This window comes from Herbidospora daliensis (assembly GCF_001570585.1).
Taxonomy (GTDB): domain Bacteria; phylum Actinomycetota; class Actinomycetes; order Streptosporangiales; family Streptosporangiaceae; genus Herbidospora; species Herbidospora daliensis.
In genome coordinates this window covers 1,023,847-1,042,698 of record NZ_BBXF01000002.1, presented here as the reverse complement: position 1 = coordinate 1,042,698, position 18,852 = coordinate 1,023,847, and the positions used below count along the sequence as shown (strand labels likewise).

General features: G+C 68.3%; 19 protein-coding genes. 7 read left to right on the top strand and 12 right to left on the bottom strand.

Annotated elements, in window-relative coordinates; genetic code table 11:
• Window positions 1-72: 72 nt before the first annotated feature.
• Window positions 73-603, bottom strand: coding sequence for a tetratricopeptide repeat protein (locus tag AW274_RS11295; protein ID WP_198169133.1), 531 nt, complete (start codon window positions 601-603; stop codon window positions 73-75).
• Window positions 604-806: 203 nt separating this feature from the next.
• On the opposite strand from AW274_RS11295, the gene AW274_RS11290 reads away from it, so the two are divergent.
• The gene (locus tag AW274_RS11290) at window positions 807-1,142 is read left to right on the top strand and encodes a hypothetical protein (protein WP_157520022.1); all 336 of its coding nucleotides are present in this window, start codon (window positions 807-809) and stop codon (window positions 1,140-1,142) included.
• Here AW274_RS11290 and AW274_RS11285 read toward each other — a convergent pair.
• Genes AW274_RS11285 through AW274_RS11275 form a run of 3 tightly spaced genes read right to left on the bottom strand, consistent with a single transcriptional unit; the run spans window position 1,093 to window position 4,248 of the window.
• Window positions 1,093-1,788: a TetR/AcrR family transcriptional regulator gene (locus AW274_RS11285; protein ID WP_232320076.1), complete on the bottom strand. Its 696-nt coding sequence runs from the start codon at window positions 1,786-1,788 to the stop codon at window positions 1,093-1,095. The two genes, AW274_RS11290 and AW274_RS11285, sit on opposite strands and share 50 nt — an antisense overlap.
• A gap of 22 nt (window positions 1,789-1,810) precedes the next feature.
• Window positions 1,811-3,106, bottom strand: coding sequence for a DUF2252 domain-containing protein (locus AW274_RS11280; RefSeq protein WP_062430969.1), 1,296 nt, complete (start codon window positions 3,104-3,106; stop codon window positions 1,811-1,813).
• A 56-nt stretch (window positions 3,107-3,162) separates the two neighbouring features.
• Window positions 3,163-4,248, bottom strand: coding sequence for a CapA family protein (locus AW274_RS11275; protein WP_157520020.1), 1,086 nt, complete (start codon window positions 4,246-4,248; stop codon window positions 3,163-3,165).
• A 138-nt stretch (window positions 4,249-4,386) separates the two neighbouring features.
• Between AW274_RS11275 and AW274_RS11270 the strand changes: the two genes are divergently transcribed.
• The gene (locus AW274_RS11270) at window positions 4,387-5,835 is read left to right on the top strand and encodes a catalase (RefSeq protein ID WP_062430968.1); all 1,449 of its coding nucleotides are present in this window, start codon (window positions 4,387-4,389) and stop codon (window positions 5,833-5,835) included.
• A 64-nt stretch (window positions 5,836-5,899) separates the two neighbouring features.
• On the opposite strand, the gene AW274_RS39070 is transcribed toward AW274_RS11270, so the two are convergent.
• The 3 genes from AW274_RS39070 to AW274_RS38600 form a co-directional block, all read right to left on the bottom strand.
• Entirely contained in the window at window positions 5,900-6,100 is a 201-nt protein-coding gene (locus AW274_RS39070; protein ID WP_232320075.1) for a DUF397 domain-containing protein, read from the bottom strand.
• Between the two features lie 136 nt (window positions 6,101-6,236).
• On the bottom strand, window positions 6,237-6,431 hold the full coding sequence (locus AW274_RS11265) for a DUF397 domain-containing protein (RefSeq protein ID WP_062430967.1): 195 nt from the start codon (window positions 6,429-6,431) through the stop codon (window positions 6,237-6,239).
• 31 nt (window positions 6,432-6,462) lie between these two features.
• A complete protein-coding gene (locus AW274_RS38600; RefSeq protein ID WP_063813232.1) occupies window positions 6,463-7,323 on the bottom strand; it encodes a helix-turn-helix domain-containing protein in 861 nt (286 codons plus the stop codon).
• Window positions 7,324-7,992: 669 nt separating this feature from the next.
• On the opposite strand from AW274_RS38600, the gene AW274_RS11250 reads away from it, so the two are divergent.
• The 3 genes from AW274_RS11250 to AW274_RS11240 are packed head-to-tail and all read left to right on the top strand — an operon-like array spanning window position 7,993 to window position 11,678.
• Window positions 7,993-10,095, top strand: a complete 2,103-nt coding sequence (locus AW274_RS11250; RefSeq protein WP_062430965.1) for a molybdopterin oxidoreductase family protein — start codon at window positions 7,993-7,995, stop codon at window positions 10,093-10,095.
• 23 nt (window positions 10,096-10,118) lie between these two features.
• Window positions 10,119-10,721 (top strand): HD domain-containing protein, encoded by a 603-nt coding sequence (locus AW274_RS11245; protein WP_062430964.1) that lies wholly within the window; start codon window positions 10,119-10,121, stop codon window positions 10,719-10,721.
• Between the two features lie 48 nt (window positions 10,722-10,769).
• Entirely contained in the window at window positions 10,770-11,678 is a 909-nt protein-coding gene (locus AW274_RS11240) for a Rieske (2Fe-2S) protein (protein ID WP_062430963.1), read from the top strand.
• Here AW274_RS11240 and AW274_RS11235 read toward each other — a convergent pair.
• From AW274_RS11235 to AW274_RS11220, 4 genes are all read right to left on the bottom strand, one after another.
• Complete coding sequence (locus AW274_RS11235) at window positions 11,662-11,889, bottom strand: DUF8836 family protein (RefSeq protein ID WP_030456190.1); 228 nt, start codon at window positions 11,887-11,889, stop codon at window positions 11,662-11,664. The two genes, AW274_RS11240 and AW274_RS11235, sit on opposite strands and share 17 nt — an antisense overlap.
• A 41-nt stretch (window positions 11,890-11,930) precedes the next feature.
• The gene (locus AW274_RS11230) at window positions 11,931-12,677 is read right to left on the bottom strand and encodes a sulfite exporter TauE/SafE family protein (RefSeq protein ID WP_062431901.1); all 747 of its coding nucleotides are present in this window, start codon (window positions 12,675-12,677) and stop codon (window positions 11,931-11,933) included.
• A gap of 177 nt (window positions 12,678-12,854) precedes the next feature.
• Window positions 12,855-13,784: an SPFH domain-containing protein gene (locus AW274_RS11225; protein ID WP_062430962.1), complete on the bottom strand. Its 930-nt coding sequence runs from the start codon at window positions 13,782-13,784 to the stop codon at window positions 12,855-12,857.
• A 76-nt stretch (window positions 13,785-13,860) separates the two neighbouring features.
• Entirely contained in the window at window positions 13,861-14,649 is a 789-nt protein-coding gene (locus AW274_RS11220; RefSeq protein WP_062431900.1) for an ABC transporter ATP-binding protein, read from the bottom strand.
• Window positions 14,650-14,709: 60 nt separating this feature from the next.
• Here AW274_RS11220 and AW274_RS11215 point away from each other — a divergent pair, with 60 nt between their 5' ends.
• A complete protein-coding gene (locus tag AW274_RS11215; protein ID WP_198169132.1) occupies window positions 14,710-15,435 on the top strand; it encodes an Rv1486c family protein in 726 nt (241 codons plus the stop codon).
• On the opposite strand, the gene AW274_RS11210 is transcribed toward AW274_RS11215, so the two are convergent.
• Window positions 15,432-18,050 (bottom strand): WD40 repeat domain-containing serine/threonine protein kinase, encoded by a 2,619-nt coding sequence (locus AW274_RS11210; protein ID WP_083974013.1) that lies wholly within the window; start codon window positions 18,048-18,050, stop codon window positions 15,432-15,434. The two genes, AW274_RS11215 and AW274_RS11210, sit on opposite strands and share 4 nt — an antisense overlap.
• Before the next feature lie 120 nt (window positions 18,051-18,170).
• Between AW274_RS11210 and AW274_RS11205 the strand changes: the two genes are divergently transcribed.
• On the top strand, window positions 18,171-18,851 hold the full coding sequence (locus AW274_RS11205) for a hypothetical protein (RefSeq protein WP_157520016.1): 681 nt from the start codon (window positions 18,171-18,173) through the stop codon (window positions 18,849-18,851).
• The last annotated feature ends 1 nt before the right edge of the window (window position 18,852 follow it).

The window sequence follows — 18,852 nt, the reverse complement described above, 5'->3', positions numbered from 1 at the left end:
GAGTGTTCTTCTCGCGGTCCGTTCGCCGTTGTCTGTGCGGGTCGTGGAGTCTCTCTGCGGCCCGTTCTTCGATTAGGAGGCCAGGGCGTCGAGGTCGTCTTCCGGGAGGCCCAGGTCGATGCGGATGCGGTAGCGCGTGCGCAGCAGGGACTCGCGTAGCGAGTTGCCCGGAGGGCAGGCCGTGACGCCCTCGGTGGCCCATTCGTGGGCGCCCGCGAGGTCTCCGTACGCCGCCAGGGTCTCGGCCACGTTGAGCACGGTCGCCGGGGTGCAGGGGGCGGCGCGCAGGGCCTCGATCACGTCGCGGGCCTCGTCGGGCCGGTCGAGTTCGAAGAGGGTGTCGGCGATGCCCGCGCGGGGGTCGACGTTGACGTCTCCCCCGTCGTCTTCGGCCGCCATCTGGTAGCGGTCGAGGGCCGCGTCGGGGTGACCCGCCTGACGCCACTCCTCGGCGGCCAGGGCCAGGATGTAGGCCCGGGATACTTCGCCCGATTCGTACCCTTGCGCGAGGTCGTCGAGGCGCTCCGCGAGGGCACCGTGGTCGTCGAGCAGCAGAGCCTGTTCGAGCAGACGATCAAGCTGCTCCCGCGTCACATGTGCCACAAGGATGAGGCTAGCGAGCGCGAAGGGTCTTTGCCCGGACAACGGCAGGTGTTCCTCCGGCAACGATTCGCGCCAGATCACCTACAGAGCGTGTGTCGTTCCAGCTCATGGGCATTATTGACGGGACCTGAGCTCCATCAGGAGGTGACGGGACTGCGATGGGCCTTTCCAAGCAGACGACCTTCACAGTGGCCTGCGCGCTCATGGCGGCTGCGATTCTGCCCGGTTTGGCGGGTTATGTCGCGGCGCGTTTCGAGGCCCACGAACAAGCCGTCAAAGAGGTGCTCCGGCTGAGGGCACAACTTCAGGACATCCGGTCGGCGCGGGGCGCCGACATGCGCACCCTCGAACTGCGCGACGCCCAGTTGCGGGCCGCGCGCATCAGCGACGAGAACGCGCGCCGGCAACCGTGCCGGCCGCAGCTCGACCGCATCACCCTCGCCGTGCCGCGCACGCCGGTGCTCGGCCCGGCCGCCGTCGAGGCGATCATCAAGAGCCGGATCGAACTCCAGGCGCCGCCCGGCTGGCCGCCGCGTTGAACTCGCGCAGCTGCCGCGACAGGTAGCTGCGCACCAGGGTCTTGGCCTCCGCGATGATCACGGGGTCGCCGTCGGGATCCCGCCGGAAGGCCAGTTTCAGCACGGCGTCGCCGCCCTCGACCGCCACGAGTATCGCGGTGTCGAGGCGTTCGCTGTCGGCCATGCCGAACTCCTTCAGCAGGAGCCCGCGCAGGCGGCCGGCGATGACGGTGTTGTTGTCGGTGCCCGCGTCGAGCAGGTTGAGGTCGACCGCGTCGCCGAACCGCAACGACTTGAAGCCGGGCACCGTACGGTGCATCGCGACGTACTCGTCGATGATCGCGTCGACCGCGTCCCACCAGCCGAGGTACTCCTCGCTGATGAAGCGGCGGCCCACCCGGGCCACGAAGAGCTCGACGTTCCGCCTGGTCAGCGCCTGGCTGATGGCCCGTTTGTCGGGGAAGAACTGGTAGACCGAGCCGATCGCCACGTCGGCGCGCTCGGCGATCCTGGTCGTCGACAGGCCGTCGTACCCGACCTCGTCCAGCAGCTCGGCGCAGGCGTCGAGCATGCGCTCGACCCGGCGCGCGCTGCGGCGCTGCGTCGGCTGACGGCGCAGCGAGGAGTTCCCGGAATCGTCGGAGTAGTCAAGGGGCTGGCTGGACACTCTCCCTATCTTGCCCGGGAATCTACAGACCGGGGAATCTGCCGTTACGGAACAGATCCACAAAAAGCTGATGGTCGTGCCGGGCGCGGGCGCCGTACTCGTGGGCGAAGTCGACGAGCAGCGTGGTGAACTCGTCGTCCCGGCCGCCGATCACGGCGACGATCGCCTCCTCGGTGGAGAAGTCGACCAGGTCGTGGCTCGACTCGTCGTCGGCGACCGAGTGCATGCGGGCGACCGCGCGGCCCAGGTCGGTGATCACCGAGGCGATCTCGACGGGCTCGTTGACGTCGCTCCAGTCGAGGTCGGCCGAGTAGGGCGAGACCTCGGCGACGAGCTGGCCGACGCCGTTGAGGTCGGCGTACCCGAGCCAGGAGTCGGCGTAGGCCTGGAGGGCGCGCTGCGACTCGGCGGTGCGGTGGCCCTGGTGCTTGAAGTAGCCATGCACCTTCTCGTCGGCGATGTAGCGGGCCACGGCCGGGACCTGCGCCTGCTTCATGTAGAGGATGACGTCGTTCTCCAGCGCCTGCGTGTGCCCTTCGAGCAGCAGGTTGTACGACGGCAGCCCCGCCGACCCGATCCCGATGCCGTGCCGCAGGACGACGTCCTTGACGTGGTGCTCAATCGGGTTGAGCGGCTGCGGCAGCGTGGCCAGGTAACTCTCGTAGGCGGCCAGCACGGCGTCGCGGGTGGCGTCGTCGACCGGGCGGCGGTTGTCGGCGACGGCGAAGCGGCGCTCGAAGTTCTCGATCGTGGTCTCCTCGTCGAGCAGCGCCACCCGCGTGTTCAGCCGCGCGGTCTGCAGCACCCGGTGCAGCACCCCGCTGGTGGTCTCCAGGGTGAGCGACCCGATCGCGTCGTCGCCACCGTGGGCGATGGCGGTGAGCTCGTGGAGATAGGAGTGGGCGAACTCGCGGACCAGCTCGCTGATCACGTCGTCGGACAGCGCCTTGGCGTAGCCGATGAGCGCCACGCTGGCCACGAACCGCTTCAGATCCCAGATGTAGGGTCCGACGTAGGCCTCGTCGAAGTCGTTGACGTTGAAGACCAGGCGGCCCGAGGAGTTCATGTAGGTGCCGAAGTTCTCGGCGTGCAGGTCGCCGTGGATCCAGACGCGGCAGGTCAGGTCGTCGAGGAACGCCTCGTCGGCGAGTTCGTCCGAGAGGTCGGCGTAGAACAGGCACGCGCTGCCCCGGTAGAAGGCGAACGGCGAGGCCGCCATCTTGCGGAACTTGGCGCGGAACGCCGCGGGCTCGCGGGCGATGGACTCACCGAACTCGGCCAGCAGGACGTCGAGGATGAACTGGGACCGCTGCGTCATGAGGCGACGTTAGTGCCGCAGGTGCTCACGACGCCATGACCAGCCCATTAACAAAATCAGGGCTTGGCCGAAAGTCCCGTGCACTCGCGCAGCGACCGCCAGTACGCGATCTCCTGCCGCCCCGCCGACCCGGTGACCGGGACCGGGACGCCGCCGTTGATGCGGGCCGGGGTCCAGGTGTCCTTCAGCACCTTGCGGCCGTTGATCGTGAGGGTCAGCACGCCGGTCCGGCCGGTGTCGGGGCCCCAGTTGTAGAAGACGAAGTTGCCCAGGCCGTAGCTGACGTAGGCGTTGTCGAGGTAGCCCGCGCCGAGCAGGATGTGGGCGTGCCCGCCGACCACGACGTCGGCGCCGGCCTTGACCAGCTTGGGGGCCAGCGAGAGCTGCGCCTCGTTGGGGCACTTCTGCAGCTCGGTGCCCCAGTGCAGGTGGACGATCACCGTGTCGTTGTTCTTGCGGGCGTTTCTGACCGCCTGGATCAGCCGCGCCTCCTCCTTGGCCGAGGCGAGGCCGCCCTGGGAGCCGGTGGCCGTCCAGGAGGAGATGAACTCGGCGTCGAGCACCTGGGTCGCGCCGATGATCGCGACCTTGTTGCCGTTCACGACGGTCCGCCAGGGCCGGTAGGCCTCGGTGGCGTTGCGCCCGACGCCCACGATGGGGAACTTCGCCTTCTTGATGGCCGCGAGGGAGTCGTCCAGGCCGCTCTGCATGTAGTCCATGCCGTGGTTGTTGGCCATCGAGGCGACGTCGACGCCGGCGGCCTTCAGCGCGGTCAGCGCGCTGGCCGGGGCGCGGAAGGTGTACTGCTTGCCGGGCGCCGGGGTGCCCGCCTCGGTGATGGCGGTCTCGAGGTTGACCATCGCGAGGTCGGCCTTCGACAGCACCTTGGCGATCGGCCCGAGGGCGGTCTTCGGGTTGGCGTTCAGCCGGGTGCGCAGGATGCCCTCGAAGTGGACGTCACCCCCGAAGGCGATGGTGAACGGCTTCCTGGTCGGCGACGGCTTGGGTGAGGGGCTCTCGCGGGTGGCCTGCTCAGGGGCCTTGACGCGCTCCACCCCGGGATCGTCGGCGGCGGCGGCGCATCCGGCACTCAGGGCAGCGGCGGCGATCATCGCAATTGCACGTCTCACGGTCCAGAGCATGCCATCTCATGAAGGTTCGCGCCTTAGGGAGACTTCTTATGGACAAACTGGGGAAGTTCAATTACTTGAACAGTTCAAGTTAAGCGACGTAGCGTGGGGAAAGTGGTGATAGGCCAGACGACTTCTGGAGGACACCCGATGACTGACAGGCCACGTACCACGACGGATTCCGGCACCCCGGCCCCGAGCGACGAGTTCTCGCTGTCGGTGGGCGCCGAAGGACCGCTCCTGCTGCAGGACCACTATCTGATCCAGAAGATGGCCCAGTTCAACCGGGAGCGGGTGCCCGAGCGCGTCGTCCACGCCAAGGGCGGCGGCGCCCACGGGTTCATGGAGATCACCGAGGACGTCAGCCAGTTCACCAAGGCCGGCCTGTTCCAGAAGGGCGCCCGGACCGACCTGTTCCTGCGCTTCTCGACGGTCGCCGGCGAACTCGGCAGCGCCGACACCCAGCGCGACCCGCGCGGCTTCGCCATCAAGTTCTACACCGACGAGGGCAACTACGACCTGGTCGGGAACAACACCCCCATCTTCTTCGTGCGGGACCCGCAGAAGTTCCAGGACTTCATCCACAGCCAGAAGCGCCGCGCCGACAACCACATGCGCGACCACAACATGCAGTGGGACTTCTGGACGTTGTCACCCGAGTCGGCCCACCAGGTGACCTTCCTGATGACCGACCGCGGCACCCCGGCGTCGTGGCGCCACATGCACGGCTTCGGCTCGCACACCTTCCTCTGGTACAACGCGGCGGGCGAGAAGTTCTGGGTCAAGTACCACCTGCGTACCGACCAGGGCATCAAGAACTTCACCGACGCCGAAGCGGCCGCGATGGTCGGCCAGGACGCCGACTTCCACATCAGGGACCTGTACGACGCCATCAAGCGCGGCGACCACCCGTCGTGGACGGTGAACGTGCAGATCATGCCGTTCGAGGAGGCGGCCGACTACCGCTTCAACCCGTTCGACCTGACGAAGGTGTGGCCGCACGGCGACTACCCGGAGATCACGATCGGCCGCTTCACCCTGAACCGCAACCCCGCGAACTACTTCGCGGAAGTGGAGCAGGCGGGCTTCGAGCCGTCGAACTTCGTGCCCGGCATCGGCCCCTCGCCCGACAAGATGCTGCAGGGACGGCTGTTCTCCTACCCCGACACCCACCGGTACCGGATCGGCCCCAACTACCAGCAGCTGCCGATCAACGCGCCGCGGGTGCCCGTCCACAGTTACAACAGGGACGGCGCGATGCGGTACGCCAACATGCCCGACCCGGTGTACGCGCCCAACAGCATGGGCGGCCCCGCGGCCTTCGAGGACCTGTACGCCGGGGACACCTACCACGTGACCGGGGAGATCATGCGCTCCGCCTACCGAGCGCACAGCGAAGACGACGACTTCGTGCAGCCCCGGGCGTTGTGGGAGAACGTGCTGAGCGACGACGACCGGACCAACCTGACGAGCAACATCGTCGGGCACGCGTCGGCGCCCGAGATGACGCCGGAGGTGCAGAAGCGGGTGGTCGAATACTGGACCAACGTCCACAAGGACCTGGGCCAGGGCGTGGCACGTGGCCTCGGCATCGGCTGACCCCTCACCATGGTTACGGCCCGCGTCCTCCCCACCGAGGATGCGGGCCGTTTCACGTCAGCGCCTAGTCGAACTCTCCAACCGCCAAACCTTGAAGGAAGGCGTTCCACTCGGCTTCGGTGAAGACCAGTACGGGCCCATCGGGGTCCCGGCTGTGGCGGACTGCGGTGTAGCTCCCCGACAACCGAGCAACTTCAACGCAGTTGCCTGCCGCGCTGAAGCTGCTCTTGTGCCAGACGGCATCGGACATGTCGACATTCGACACGGCCCACCCCTTTTCGTCTTGGTCACCCTAAGAATGACCAAAAGGGGCATTCATGCTCAATACCGCAAAGGTGACGGTGGGGTCCAGCTATGCAACACCAGGCACAGCGGCATCGGTCACCACATGGCTTTCGCCACTAAAGATCGAACTCGCCGTCCTTTACGCCTCCAATGAATGCCTGCCACTCGCTGGCCGTGAAAACGAGAGCGGGACCATGTTGATCCTTGCTGTCGCGGACTCCGATGCGATCGACGTCGAGCTGGGCAACCTCAACACAGTTGCCGCTGGCACTCCACGAGCTCTTCTTCCAGCCAGCGCCATTGATGTCCATCGCTGATCGATCCTGTCCGCGCGTGGGGCGCCTATGCCTGCCACTGCGCCATCGACTCCTGAATGAGCCGCACAGAAGCCTGTCGGTCGAGTGCCACTTCCATGAGTTCGTCGAAAGCATTCTCATACCCGAACACGTGTTCGGGATTGCTTCCGAAGCGTCCACCTTCTGGATCTTCGAGGTAGACGACGTCAGGGAGATCAGCGAATCTGAGATGCACGAATGATCCCCAAGGTGCTGGTGATGGTGTCCCTAACGGACTGATCCGAAGCTCCACGTTGGGCAGCTCGGTCAGTTCGATCACATACCGCAACTGCTCCAGCATGACCTCCGGATCGCCGATGTCCCGCCGGAGCACGGACTCGTCGAATACGACCTGGAGCTGTATCGGCTTGTCGCCGTACAGAAGTGTCTGCTGACGCCTCATCCGAACCTCAACACGGTCTCGGACGAATGCCGGAGGAATCTTCACCACCGGATGGATGGTTCTGCCGACCAGATAGCGAGCATATGCGGGCGTTTGCAACAGTCCCGGGAATATCATCGGTTCCCAGTTACGCATTTCTGTTGCTTCGGCCTCAAGACTTATATAGGCGGCATAACCCGGGGTGAGGGACTCGCCATATTTTTCCCACCAACCCTTTTGGGTTGCGTCGTGGCGTAGCTTGAGGACCTTCTGGAGGGTGACGGTGTCGTTCCCGTAATGATCGATTAGGACGGCGATGTCATCCTCGCTCGGAAGCGTCAGCGCAGTCTCTATACGACTGACCTTGGCGGCTGACCAGCCCAACTCCTCGGCCGTCTGGGTCCCCGTCTTGCCTGTGGCTTCACGGAGGCTTCTCAACACTTGACCGAGTCGCTGGCGACGTGGCGTGACAATTTTGTCTGCCATCCTCGTCCCCTCTGTCCTCGACGAGCTGGACTGGGGCTCCCATCGGGAGAGCCACCTTGCATCGTATGCAATTTGCATCGAGCGTTGCACGCATTCGACAGATTTTTTTTCGTGACGTCTTGCCGACAATTCTCATCTGATGGAACATCAGAGACAGAACGGTTCACAGAAGATCGCAACCGGACACACCACGCGTTGCGACCTTCCGGCAATGAAAAAAGGCCGGGCCGAAGGCTGCCACCGACGACCCGACCCGAGAGCTCCACTCGAAGCCACCGATAAGGAGTCTCCTATGCCCTTCCACCGTACCAACGCCATCTTGCTATGCAAGGCCCGACTCATACTGCTCCGTGATGGGGCCGATCGTCGGTTGTGCTCCGCGCAGGATCGTTGGGCCTATGAGCTGGAGTGGACCACCACTCGCAGGGGCTTCGGGAGTCGTGTCTACCGCGATCCCCGGTTCGACGTCGTCCGTGAGGTCGAGGAGGCCGGCCGGCTCGTGCTGGCCGGTTGACCCATTGAGCTGGGCCGTGCCCACCGGGCGCCGGGCACGGCTCAGTAGGAGGCCCGGACGGTCCGCGGGGGCGTCTGGGCTACGGCGGGGGCCGCAGAATTTTGTTCCGTTCTGGGGCTTCCGCCCCTCCTGCTGACGGGCGCACGATGAGATCCATGACGACCGTCCACCGAACCTGTCCTCTCTGTGAGGCCGTCTGCGGTCTCACGATCACCCTGGAAGGCGATCACGTCACCAAGGTCACCGGCGACCGGGACGATCCCTTCTCCAAGGGTTTCATCTGCCCCAAAGGGGCCTCGCTCGGGCGGCTCGACGAAGATCCCGACCGGCTTTCCGCACCATTGGTTCGCGAGGGTGACCAGTGGCGCGAGGTCAGCTGGGAGGAGGCCTTCGCGGCCGTCGCCAAGGGCCTGAAGGACATCTCGGGACCCGAGCGGGCCATCTATCTGGGCAATCCCAGCGCCCACAGCATGGCGGGGTCGCTCTACGGAGGGGCGCTGATCCGGGCGCTGGGCACCCGGAACGTCTTCTCGGCGAGCACCGCCGACCAGATGCCCAAGCACGTCGCCTCGGGGCTGATGTTCGGGCATCCGCTGACGATCGCGGTGCCCGATCTCGACCGCACCGACTTCCTGCTCATGCTGGGGGCCAATCCGCTGGAGTCGAACGGGTCGCTCTGCACCGCGCCCGACTTCCCCGGGCGGCTCAAGGCGCTGCGCAGGCGGGGCGGGACCCTCGTCGTGGTCGACCCCCGGCGGACGCGGACCGCCGAGCTGGCCGACGAGCACGTGTTCGTCCGGCCGGGGACCGACGCGTTCCTGCTGGCGGGGATCGTGCACACGCTCTTCGCCGAGGGCCCGGTCAAGGTCACGCTGCCGGTCGAGGGGCTCGCCGAGGTCGAGGCGGTCGTCAAGGACTTCCCGCCGCAGGTGGTGGAGGCCGCCTGCGGCGTCCCGGCCGAGGTGACGGTACGGCTCGCGCGCGCCCTCGCGGCCGCGCCCACCGCCGCCGTCTACGCCCGCATCGGGACCTGCACCGCCGAGTTCGGCACCGTGACGCAGTGGCTCGTGGACGTCCTCAACGTCCTCACCGGCAATCTCGACCGGCCGGGCGGGGCCATGTTCGCGACGCCCGCGACCGAGGGGGCGCGCCGGCGCAAGCCCTACCGGACCGGGCGGTGGACCAGCCGGGTGCGCGGGCTGAAGGAGACCAACGGCGAGCTGCCCGTCGCGACCCTGGCCGACGAGATCGAGACGCCGGGCGAGGGGCGGATCAGGGCCCTGGTGACCGTGGCCGGCAACCCGGCCTCCTCGGCGCCCAACGCGACGCGGCTGGCGGGAGCCCTCGCGAAGCTCGACTTCATGGTCAGCGTCGACGTCTACCTCAACGAGACCACCCGCCACGCGAACGTGATCCTGCCGCCGCCCCGGCTGCTGGCCACCGGCCACTACGACTTCGCGCTGCTCGGCTTCGCGGTGCGGAACTACGCCCGCTACTCCCCGCCGGTCCTCGCGTCGGACGGGCCGTCGGAGGCCGAGATCCTCATCCGGCTCATCGAGATCGCCTCCGGCTTCTCCGGCGTCGACGACCTGATCATCGCGCAGCTGATCGGCGACCACGACCCCGCGGAACTCGACGGGGACACCGGGACCGAGCGTCGTCTCGACGCCATGCTGCGGCTGGGGCCGTACGGGAAATGGAACGGCGGCGACCTCACGCTGCGCAAGCTGCGCGACGAGCACCCGCACGGGCTCGACCTGGGGCCCCTCACGCCGCGGCTGCCGGAGATCCTCACCACGGCCTCGGGGATGGTCGAGCTCGCGCCGCCGGAGATCGTCGAGGACGTGGCCCGGCTCAGGGAGCGGCTGGCCGTACAGAACCCGGAGTTCGTGCTCATCGGACGCCGCCACCTGCGCTCCAACAACTCCTGGTTGCACAACATCGAGCGGCTCGTCGGCGGCAGCAACCGCTGCACGCTGCAGATCCACCCCGACGACGTCGACCGGCTCGGGCTCGGCGAGCGCGCCCTGATCAGGTCGGCGGCGGGCGAGCTGACCGTCGTCCTCGAACCGACCGACAAGATCATGCCGGGGGTGGTGAGCCTGCCGCACGGCTGGGGGCACGACGGGGTGCCGCAACAAGTGGCTTCCGGGAACGCGGGCGTGAACGTCAACGTGCTGACCGATGAAAAGATCATTGATCCGCTGTCCGGGAATGCCGTGTTCAACGGTGTTCCGGTGATCCTGTGCCGCGTTTGATCACCACGGAATAGGGTGGCGCGGTGACCATCGCGCAGCACCGGGATCGCCTCGACGCTCAGCTCGCCTTCGTGGTGGAGATCGACAAGCTGAAGCGTGTCATCCGCCGGAACACCCTCATCGACGGATCGCGCCGCGAGAACGACGCCGAGCACTCGTGGCAGCTCGGCGTCTGGGCGCTGGTGATGGCCGAGCACGCCCCGGAAGGCACCGACATCGACCGCGTGGTGCGCATGCTGCTCGTCCACGACATCGTCGAGATCGACGCCGGTGACACGTTCATCTACGACCGGGTGGCGGTCGAGGCTCAGGAGGCGGCCGAGCGGGCCGCCGCCGACCGGATCTTCGGGCTGCTGCCGAGCGACCAGGCGGGCCCGCTCCGGGAGCTCTGGGACGAGTTCGAGGCCCGGCAGACCCCGGAGGCCCGCTACGCCAAGGCCCTCGACCGGCTCGCGCCGATCATGGCCAACCACCACAACGACGGCGGCACCTGGGCCCTCTACAAGGTCACCGCCTCGCAGGTGCTCGCCAACGTGTCGATCATCGAGGAGGGCTCCCCCACCCTGGGCGCCTACGCCCACGACCTGGTGGAGACCTCGGTGCTCCGAGGTCACCTCGCCCGATGATGTTCGTCTCCTGACAGGCCGGGTACGTCGTGTCAGGGGGTGACATCGATGGACAGATCAACCGAGAAGTCCGCGAAGCCACGCAAAATCGGCAATGGCGGCGGCGATCTCCTCGACCGGCTCGAACACGCCACGACGCTCGATCGGCCGATCAGAGGGCTCGCGAAGGCGGTCCGCGCCCGCATCGGGCCCGGCTGGGTGCGTGACGCGCTCCACGGCGTGCCGATCGGCCATCCGGTGCACCCGCCGCTGGCGACCGTGGCCGTGGGCTGTTTCGTGGCCACCGCCATCCTCGACGTGACCAAGGCCGACCCCATGGCCGCCCGGACCGTCTTGGCGGCGGGCCTGGCGACCGCGTTGCCGACCGCCGCGGCGGGGGTCACCGACTGGTCGACCCTGCACCGCGAGCAGCAGCGGGTCGGTTTCGTGCACGCCCTCGCCAACGCCGCCGCCGTCGGCCTCTACGCGGGCTCGCTGGCGTTCCGGATCGCCGGGCGCGAGAAGGCGGGGCGGTTCTTCGCGACGGCGGGCCTGATGGCCGCGAGCGCCGGCGCCTATTTGGGGGGCCACCTGGCCTACCGGCTCGCGGCGGGGGCCAACCACGCCGAGCAGGTCAGCCATCTGGTGCCGACCGGCTGGCACGACCTCGGCCCGATCAGCGACCTGCCCAACGGCCGGCCCGTCGCCCGCCGCCTGGGCTACATCGACCTGTTCGTGCTGCGGCTGGGCGAGGGCGTGACGGTGCTCGCCGACGGGTGCTCCCACCTGGCCGGGCCGCTGCACCAGGGCCGCGTGACGGTCGAGAACGGCGAGCCGTGCGTGGTGTGCCCGTGGCACGGCAGCGTGTTCCGGATCGCCGACGGCGCGGTGATCCACGGCCCGGCGACGGCGAAGCAGCCCTCGTTCGAGACGAGGGTGCGCCGCGACGGCGTGGTTCAGGTCAGGCCGGCTCGTTAGCGTCGATCGGGTGCTCCACCAGGGCGAGCACCCGGCTCTGCATGAACCGGGCGGTGCGGACCGGAGTTCCGTTCCTGGTCACTTCTGAGACCTCGACGACGCCCCGGCCGGTGGTCACCTCGACCCGGCGGCCGGCCTTCGTCGCGATGACCTCGTAGGTGCGGGGGGTTCCTCCGGCGTCGATGACGATTTCTACGCGATCGCCTTTCACATGGGGTTTCATACCCGTTTTCGATAATTTGTACGCATAAATCAGGCCAACAACTTCACGATCGCCACGATGCCCACCACCACGATCACCCCGCGCAGGATGGGCGACGGAATGCGCCGGCCGATGCGCGCGCCGATGAATCCGCCGATCGCCGAACCGACGGCTATCAGCGCGACGACGGTCCAGTCGACCTCGGCGATCAGGATGAACAGCACCGCCGCAGTGAAGTTGACCAGCAGTGACAGCAGGTTCTTGGCCGCGTTGAGGCGCTGGAGCTCCTCGTCGAGGAACACCCCCATCAGCCCGATGAGCACGACCCCCTGGGCCGCGCCGAAGTAGCCCCCGTACATGCCGGCCCCGAAGACCCCCAGCCAGAGCCACGGCCCGCCGTGTTCCGAACGGCGGCGATGGGAGATCCAGCCCGCCACCCGGGGCTGGATGACCACCAGCACGCAGGCGACGCCGATCAGGATCGGCACGATCACGTTGAACGCCTGGGCGGGCAGCCGGAGCAGCAGGAACCCGCCGACGAGCGAGCCGAGGACCGAAGCGGCGGCGAGCCTGGTCAGCCGGGCCCGCTGGCCCGTCAGCTCGGCCCGGTAGCCGAGCACCCCGGTGACCCCGCCGGGCACCAGCCCGATGTTGTTGGACACGTTCGCGACGATCGGCGGATAACCCACCGCGAGCAGCGTCGGGAACGTGATCAGCGAACCGGAGCCGACGACGGCGTTGATGCCGCCCGCCCCGATCCCGGCCGCGAACACCGCGACCGCCTCCCACGCCGTCAACACGGTGTCACAGACCCTCATCTCGTACCGGCTGACGGAATCCTAGGCGGCAGCGGTCCGAGCTCAGGACATGGGGGCGGAACTTACGGTCAGGTCAGAAGGGCTTCGCCGACGGGCCGATCGATGCCCGTCAGGTCGTCGCGGGGATGAGCCGACGGGCCGGAACACGCCCGTCGGTCATTTCGCGGGCAGGTCCTTGTCCGGCTTGCCCTGCGGCTGGAAGAGGCCGCCCAGCGATTCGAGCGCCTTGCCCATTTCGGACGGCACGATCCACAACTTGTTGGCGTCGCCCTTGGCGATCTGCGGCAGGGTCGTCAGGTATTGGTAGGCCAGCAGCTTCTCGTCGGGGTTGCCGTCGTGGATGGCCTTGAAGACCATGCCGATCGCGTCGGCCTCGCCCTTCGCCCGCATCGCGCGGGCCTCCGCGTCGGCCTGGGCCCGCAGCACCACGGCCTCGGCCTCGCCGCGGGCCTTCAGCACCGCCGCCTCGCGCTCGCCCTGGGCGGTGAGGATGGCCGACTGCTTGTTGCCCTCGGCGGTGAGGATCGCGGCGCGCTTGTCGCGGTCGGCGCGCATCTGCTTCTCCATCGAGTCCTGGATGGAGGCGGGCGGGTCGATGGCCTTCAGCTCGACCCGGTTGACCCGGATGCCCCAGCGGCCGGTCGCGTCGTCGAGCACCCCGCGCAGCTCGGTGTTGATCTCCTCGCGGGAGGTCAGCGTGCGTTCGAGGTCCATGCCGCCGACCACGTTGCGCAGGGTGGTCACGGTCAGCTGCTCGACCGCGACGATGAAGCTCGCGATCTCGTACGTCGCCGCCTTCGGGTCGGTCACCTGGAAGTAGATGACCGTGTCGATGGAGACGACCAGGTTGTCGGAGGTGATGACCGGCTGGGGAGGGAATGTCACGACCTGTTCGCGCAGGTCGACCTCGACTTTGATGCGGTCGATGAACGGCACGACGATGTTCAGTCCCGCGTTCAGCGTGCGGTGATATCGACCGAATCGTTCGACAATTCGCGCGGTCGCCTGCGGCACGATGCGAATCGTCCGGGCCAGCGCGAACGCGGCGAGGCCCACCACGAGGAAGGTGATGACGATCTGGGTCATGCGTCCACTCCAGTCTGTGACGACTGGAGTAAATGATATTTGGACGACGCTTTACAAGAGGAAAAAGAACGAAATATCAGAATGGCCGGGCGTACCAACGGCCCGCCGCGTTCCTCTCCAGCCCCAGGGGCACCCCGAACGTCTTCGACAGGTTGTCGCCGGTCATCACGTAGTCGATCGGGCCCTGCGCGACGATCGAACCGTGCCGGAGCATCAGCGCGTGGGTGAACCCGGCCGGGATCTCCTCGACGTGGTGGGTGACGAGCACCATCGTGGGCGCCTTCGGGTCTTGCGCCAGCTGGGAGAGCCGCCTGACCAGGTCTTCGCGGGCGCCGACGTCGAGCCCGGCGGCCGGCTCGTCGAGCAGCAGCAGCTCGGGGTCGGGCATCAGGGCGCGGGCGATCTGCACACGCTTGCGCTCGCCCTCTGAAAGGGTGCCGAACCGGCGGCGGATCAGGTGGGCGCAGCCCAGCTGGTCGATCAGCTCGACGGCGCGGGTCACGTCGTGGGAGTCGTACTCCTCGGTCCAGCGGCCGAGGATCGCGTAGGAGGCGGTCAGCACGAGGTCGATGACCTTCTCCTCCGGCGGCACCTTCTCGGCCAGCGCCGAGCTCGCCAGGCCGATGCGCGGACGCAGCTCGAACACGTCGGTCTGCCCGAGGCGCTCGCCCAGGATGTCGACGTGGCCGTCGGTGGGGAACAGCAGCGCGGCGGCGATCTGCAGCAGCGTGGTCTTGCCAGCGCCGTTGGGGCCGATCACCACCCAGCGTTCGTCTTCGGCCACCGCCCAGTCGATGTCGCGCACCAGGATCGCGCCGTCGCGCCGGATGGCGACGCCACGCATGTTGAGCACCTGACCGCCCACGACGATCCCCCTCACGTCCGAATCCGTCCGCGTAAAATCTATTGCCTTATCGTGGTTGGGGTGCGCACCGATTCACCGATCTCCGCGGCCCTGGTCTCCTGGGGCAACGCCTGGCTGACCGGCCATGCCGGTCTCGACGACGCCGTCGACGCGCTTGAGCGGTCGGCCGGTCCACAGATCGTGACCGATATCACCGGCGAGTCGCCGCTGCGCGTCTTCCTCGCGGAGCTGCGGGCGACGGGATTGTCGTCGTTCCGGCTGGCGCTGCCCATCCCCGGCGACCTTCTCGGCCTCACCGGGCCGCCGGTCTTCAACGGCGCCGCGCTCGAAGCGGGGCAGGCCGTCATCGCCGTGCTCGGCACCCGGCGGTTCGGGCTGGTGCCCTCCCCCGACCGGCGCGGCTCGTCTTATTCGGGCATCCGGTGGACCGTCCACGACGCCCACGCGGCCGACGCCGACGTGCCGCAGCTGGCCGACGCCGAACGCGCCCTGTCGGCCGCGATGCGGTCGGCGACCGACGCGCTGACCTCGGTCGACGGGCCCATGCAGGGCTTCCCCGCGCTCGACCACGTCGACGGCGCGCTGGCGCCCGGCTACCCCGGGCGGGCCCACCGCGTCGGCCACCTGGCGGCCCGCCTCTCGCTGGCCCTGCGGCTGGCCGAGGAGCGCGGGCTGACCTCCGGCCAGGTCACCGCGCGCCGGGAGGCGCTCAAGGCCCTCGACCACGCCGTGCGCCGCGCGCGGGTCGCCGCCCACCACGCGATCCTCGAACAACTCAGCGCCTAGTCGGTCAGCTTCCAGAACCTGACCCGCTTGTCCTCACCGGCCGAGACCACCATGGTCTTGCCGTCGACGTCGGCGAAGCCGACCGAGTAGACGTTCTTCCCGTCGTGGGCCTTCACCGGCTTGCCGACCTCCTCCGACTGCTCCAGATCCCACATGCGGAGCGTGCCGTCGGTGGAGCCGGAGACCGCCATCGGGTGGCCGCCGATCTCGCGGAAGGCCAGCGAGTAGACGTTGTCCTTGTGGCCGGTCATGCTGTCGCCGATCTGCTTGCCGGTCTTCAGGTCCCAGACGCGGATCTTCTTGTCCTGGCCGCCCGAGATGGCCACCGCCCTGCCGTCGACCTCGCCGGTGGCGACGGAGTAGACGGGCTTGCCGTGGCTCCTGAAGGTCTTGCCGAACTGCTTCCTGGACGAGGCGTCCCAGACCTTGAGACTCTTGTCTTCGCTGGCCGAGACGATGACGGTCTTGTCGCCGACCTTCCCGAAGGCGATCCAGTTGATGACGTCCTTGTGGGCCCTGATGCCGCTGCCGATGGGCTGGCGGGTCTTCAGGTCCCACAGGCGGATCCGGCCGTCGGCGCCGGCCGAGGCGGCCACCCACTTGCTGCCGACCTTGCCGATGGCGACCGTGTAGACGGAGTTGCCGTGTCCCCACAGGCCGCCGCCGACGGCCTTGCGCTTGTCCAGGTCCCAGACGCGGACCGAGCCGTCGCGGCTGCCGGTGACGGCCAGCGGGCGGCCGTTGACCTCGGCCGTCGCGACGGCGTAGACCCAGTCGCCGTGGGCGTAGAACGGCTTGCCGAGCGCCTTGTGCGACTCGGCGTTCCACATCCGGACCGACCGGTCGACGCTGGCCGTGACGACGACCGGCTTGTCCTTCTCGCCCCCGACGGCGACGGAGTAGATGGAGCTGCGGTGCCCGGCCAGGGAGCCGCCGTCCTGCTTGCCGAGTTCGGGGACCGGGGCCGCGGTCGGCGTCGGGCTGGGCGTGGGCGACGGCGGGGTCGTCGGCGACATCGAGGCGGCCACCGGTGACGGGACCGAACCCGCGGGGGTCGTGGTCGGCGTCAGGGTCGCCGGCGCCTCGGTGATGGCGTCCTGGGCGGCCGCGGGGATCTTTCCGGGGTCGTCCTCGTCGCCGCCGAAGATGTTCGGTACGAGGAAGAGCGCGGTCGCCGCCACCGCGAGCGCCCCGACGAGGATCCCGGTGACCAGGCCCGCCCTGCTCTTCGTCGGCGGCGCCTCACCGAGCCAGCCGCCGGTGGGGTCGGGCCGGGGGTGGAACGTCGTCGCGTCGGCGTCGACCTCGACGGGGGGCGGCGTCTCCTTCGCCTTCTTCGCCTTGCCCTTGGGCTTCGGCTCGACCGGCGGCGCGGGATGCCCACCGTTGGGCGCCTGGTACCCGGGCGGCGGGAAACTCTGGTGCGGCGGCGGGGGCTGATAACGCGGCGGGTACCCCTGCGCGGGACCCTGCTGAGGCGGGCCCGGCTGCGGCGGGCCCTGCGGGTAACCGCCGGGAGGCACCTGTCCGAGCCCTTGCGGGTAACCCGGCGGGGGAAAGCTCTGGCCGGGTCCCTGCGGGTAACCCGGGGGCGGGAAGCTCTGGCCGGGCCCTTGCGGGTAGCCCTGGGGCGGGAAGTTCTGGACCGGCGGCCGCAGGTGGGGCGCCTGGGGGTCGGGCGGCGCGAAGCCCGGGGTGACCGGCGGCGGGGGCGGGCCGGGGTCGGCGGGTGTGCGCACCGGGGGTGGTGGGGTGTCCTTCTTCTTGGAGGCGGCGTTGAGGCCGGCCAGGAGGGACTTGTCGAGGTCGTCGTCGACCTGGTGGTCGAGGAGGGCGAACAGCGCCTCGCTGGCGGTGGGGCGGTTGTCGGCCTGCTTGTCGAGGCTGGCCTCGACGATGGGGCGGAGCAGGTCGGGCAGCGTCGAGACGTCGGGGGTGTCGTTCATGACGCGGTAGAGCACGGCGGGCAGGCTGTCGTGGCCGAAGGCGGGCCGGCCGGTGGACGCGTAGAACATCGTCACGGCCCAGCTGAACATGTCGGACGGCGGGCCGACGCGCTTGGCCTCGATCTGCTCCGGCGACATGTACGCCGGCGTCCCCACGACCCCGCTCGACAGGGTCGACGACGAGTCGAGCGCCCGCGCGATGCCGAAGTCGATCACGCGCGGCCCGTCCTGGGCCAGCAGCACGTTCGACGGCTTGAAGTCGCGGTGCACGATCCCGGCCCGGTGGATGGCCGCCAGGGCGGTGATGGTGCCGACGGCCAGCCGGTGGAGGTTGCCGCCGGTGCGGGGGCCCTCCTGCTGGACGACCTTCTGCAACGAGATGCCGTCGACGAGCTCGGACACGATGTAGGGGCGGTCGCCGTCCATGTGGGCGCCGAGGACCTGGGCGGTGCAGAACTGCGCGACCCGGCGCGCGGCCGACACTTCACGGAGGAACGAATCGGCGTCGATCGCGTCCGTAACGCGCAACAGTTTTATCGCGACCGGGGTCCCGTCGGGTGCGGTCCCGGCGTACACGACCCCCTGCGCGCCTTCCCCAAGGCGCGCGGCGATGCGGTAAACCCCCAGCTCAGTTGGGTCGCCAGGCCGTAATGGCGAAGTCTGCGGCACGACGGTGCTCCCCCGTACAAACGATCAACTCTACGCGAAGTGTAGTAGTGCTTAACCGTTCCAAAGTGATAATGGTCTAGACATACGGGGAATGCCATGTCTTGTCCAACGGAGAATTCCATGCGCCGAACTTCCGGCATCGTCGCCGGACTCATGCTCTTAGCACCGCTCGCGGTGAGCGTGCCCGCGAGCGCCGCGCCCGCTCTGGCGAGCGCCGCCAAGGGCGTCACCGTGAAGAAGGACCCTTTCGCCAACTTCAAGGTGCACCACGTCGTCTATCCGAAGAAGGTGAAGGCCGGGGCCAAGATCACCTATTACTTCGAGATCACCAACGTCGGCCCGCACAGCGCCGACTACTACTACATCGGGGGCATCCTGCCGAAAGGCATCATCAGCACCCTGAAGTGGAACGGCCCGAAGAACACCACGTGCACGTGGGAGGGCAACGAGTTCTGGTGCTGGCCGCCGCCCATCCTCTACCCGGACCCGGAAGAGGACTGGCAGACCGACTCGACGTGGCTGACGATCCAGGTCACCCTCAACAAGAAGACGCGCGGCACCGCCACCGCCAAGCTCGGCGGCATGACCTTCGACGTGCCGACCGGAGCGGGCGACCTCGACGAGAAGCGCCTGCGCGAACTGGGCATCAAGGGCTGGATCTTCACCAAGACCGTGAAGACCCAGATCGTGGCCCCCTCGGTCAAGAAGAAGAAGTCCACGAAGCAGGTCTACGTGCCGCCGCCCCCGCCGCCGCCGAAGCCCGACCGCGCCCCCACGCGCAACCGCAAGAAGGGCACGTGAT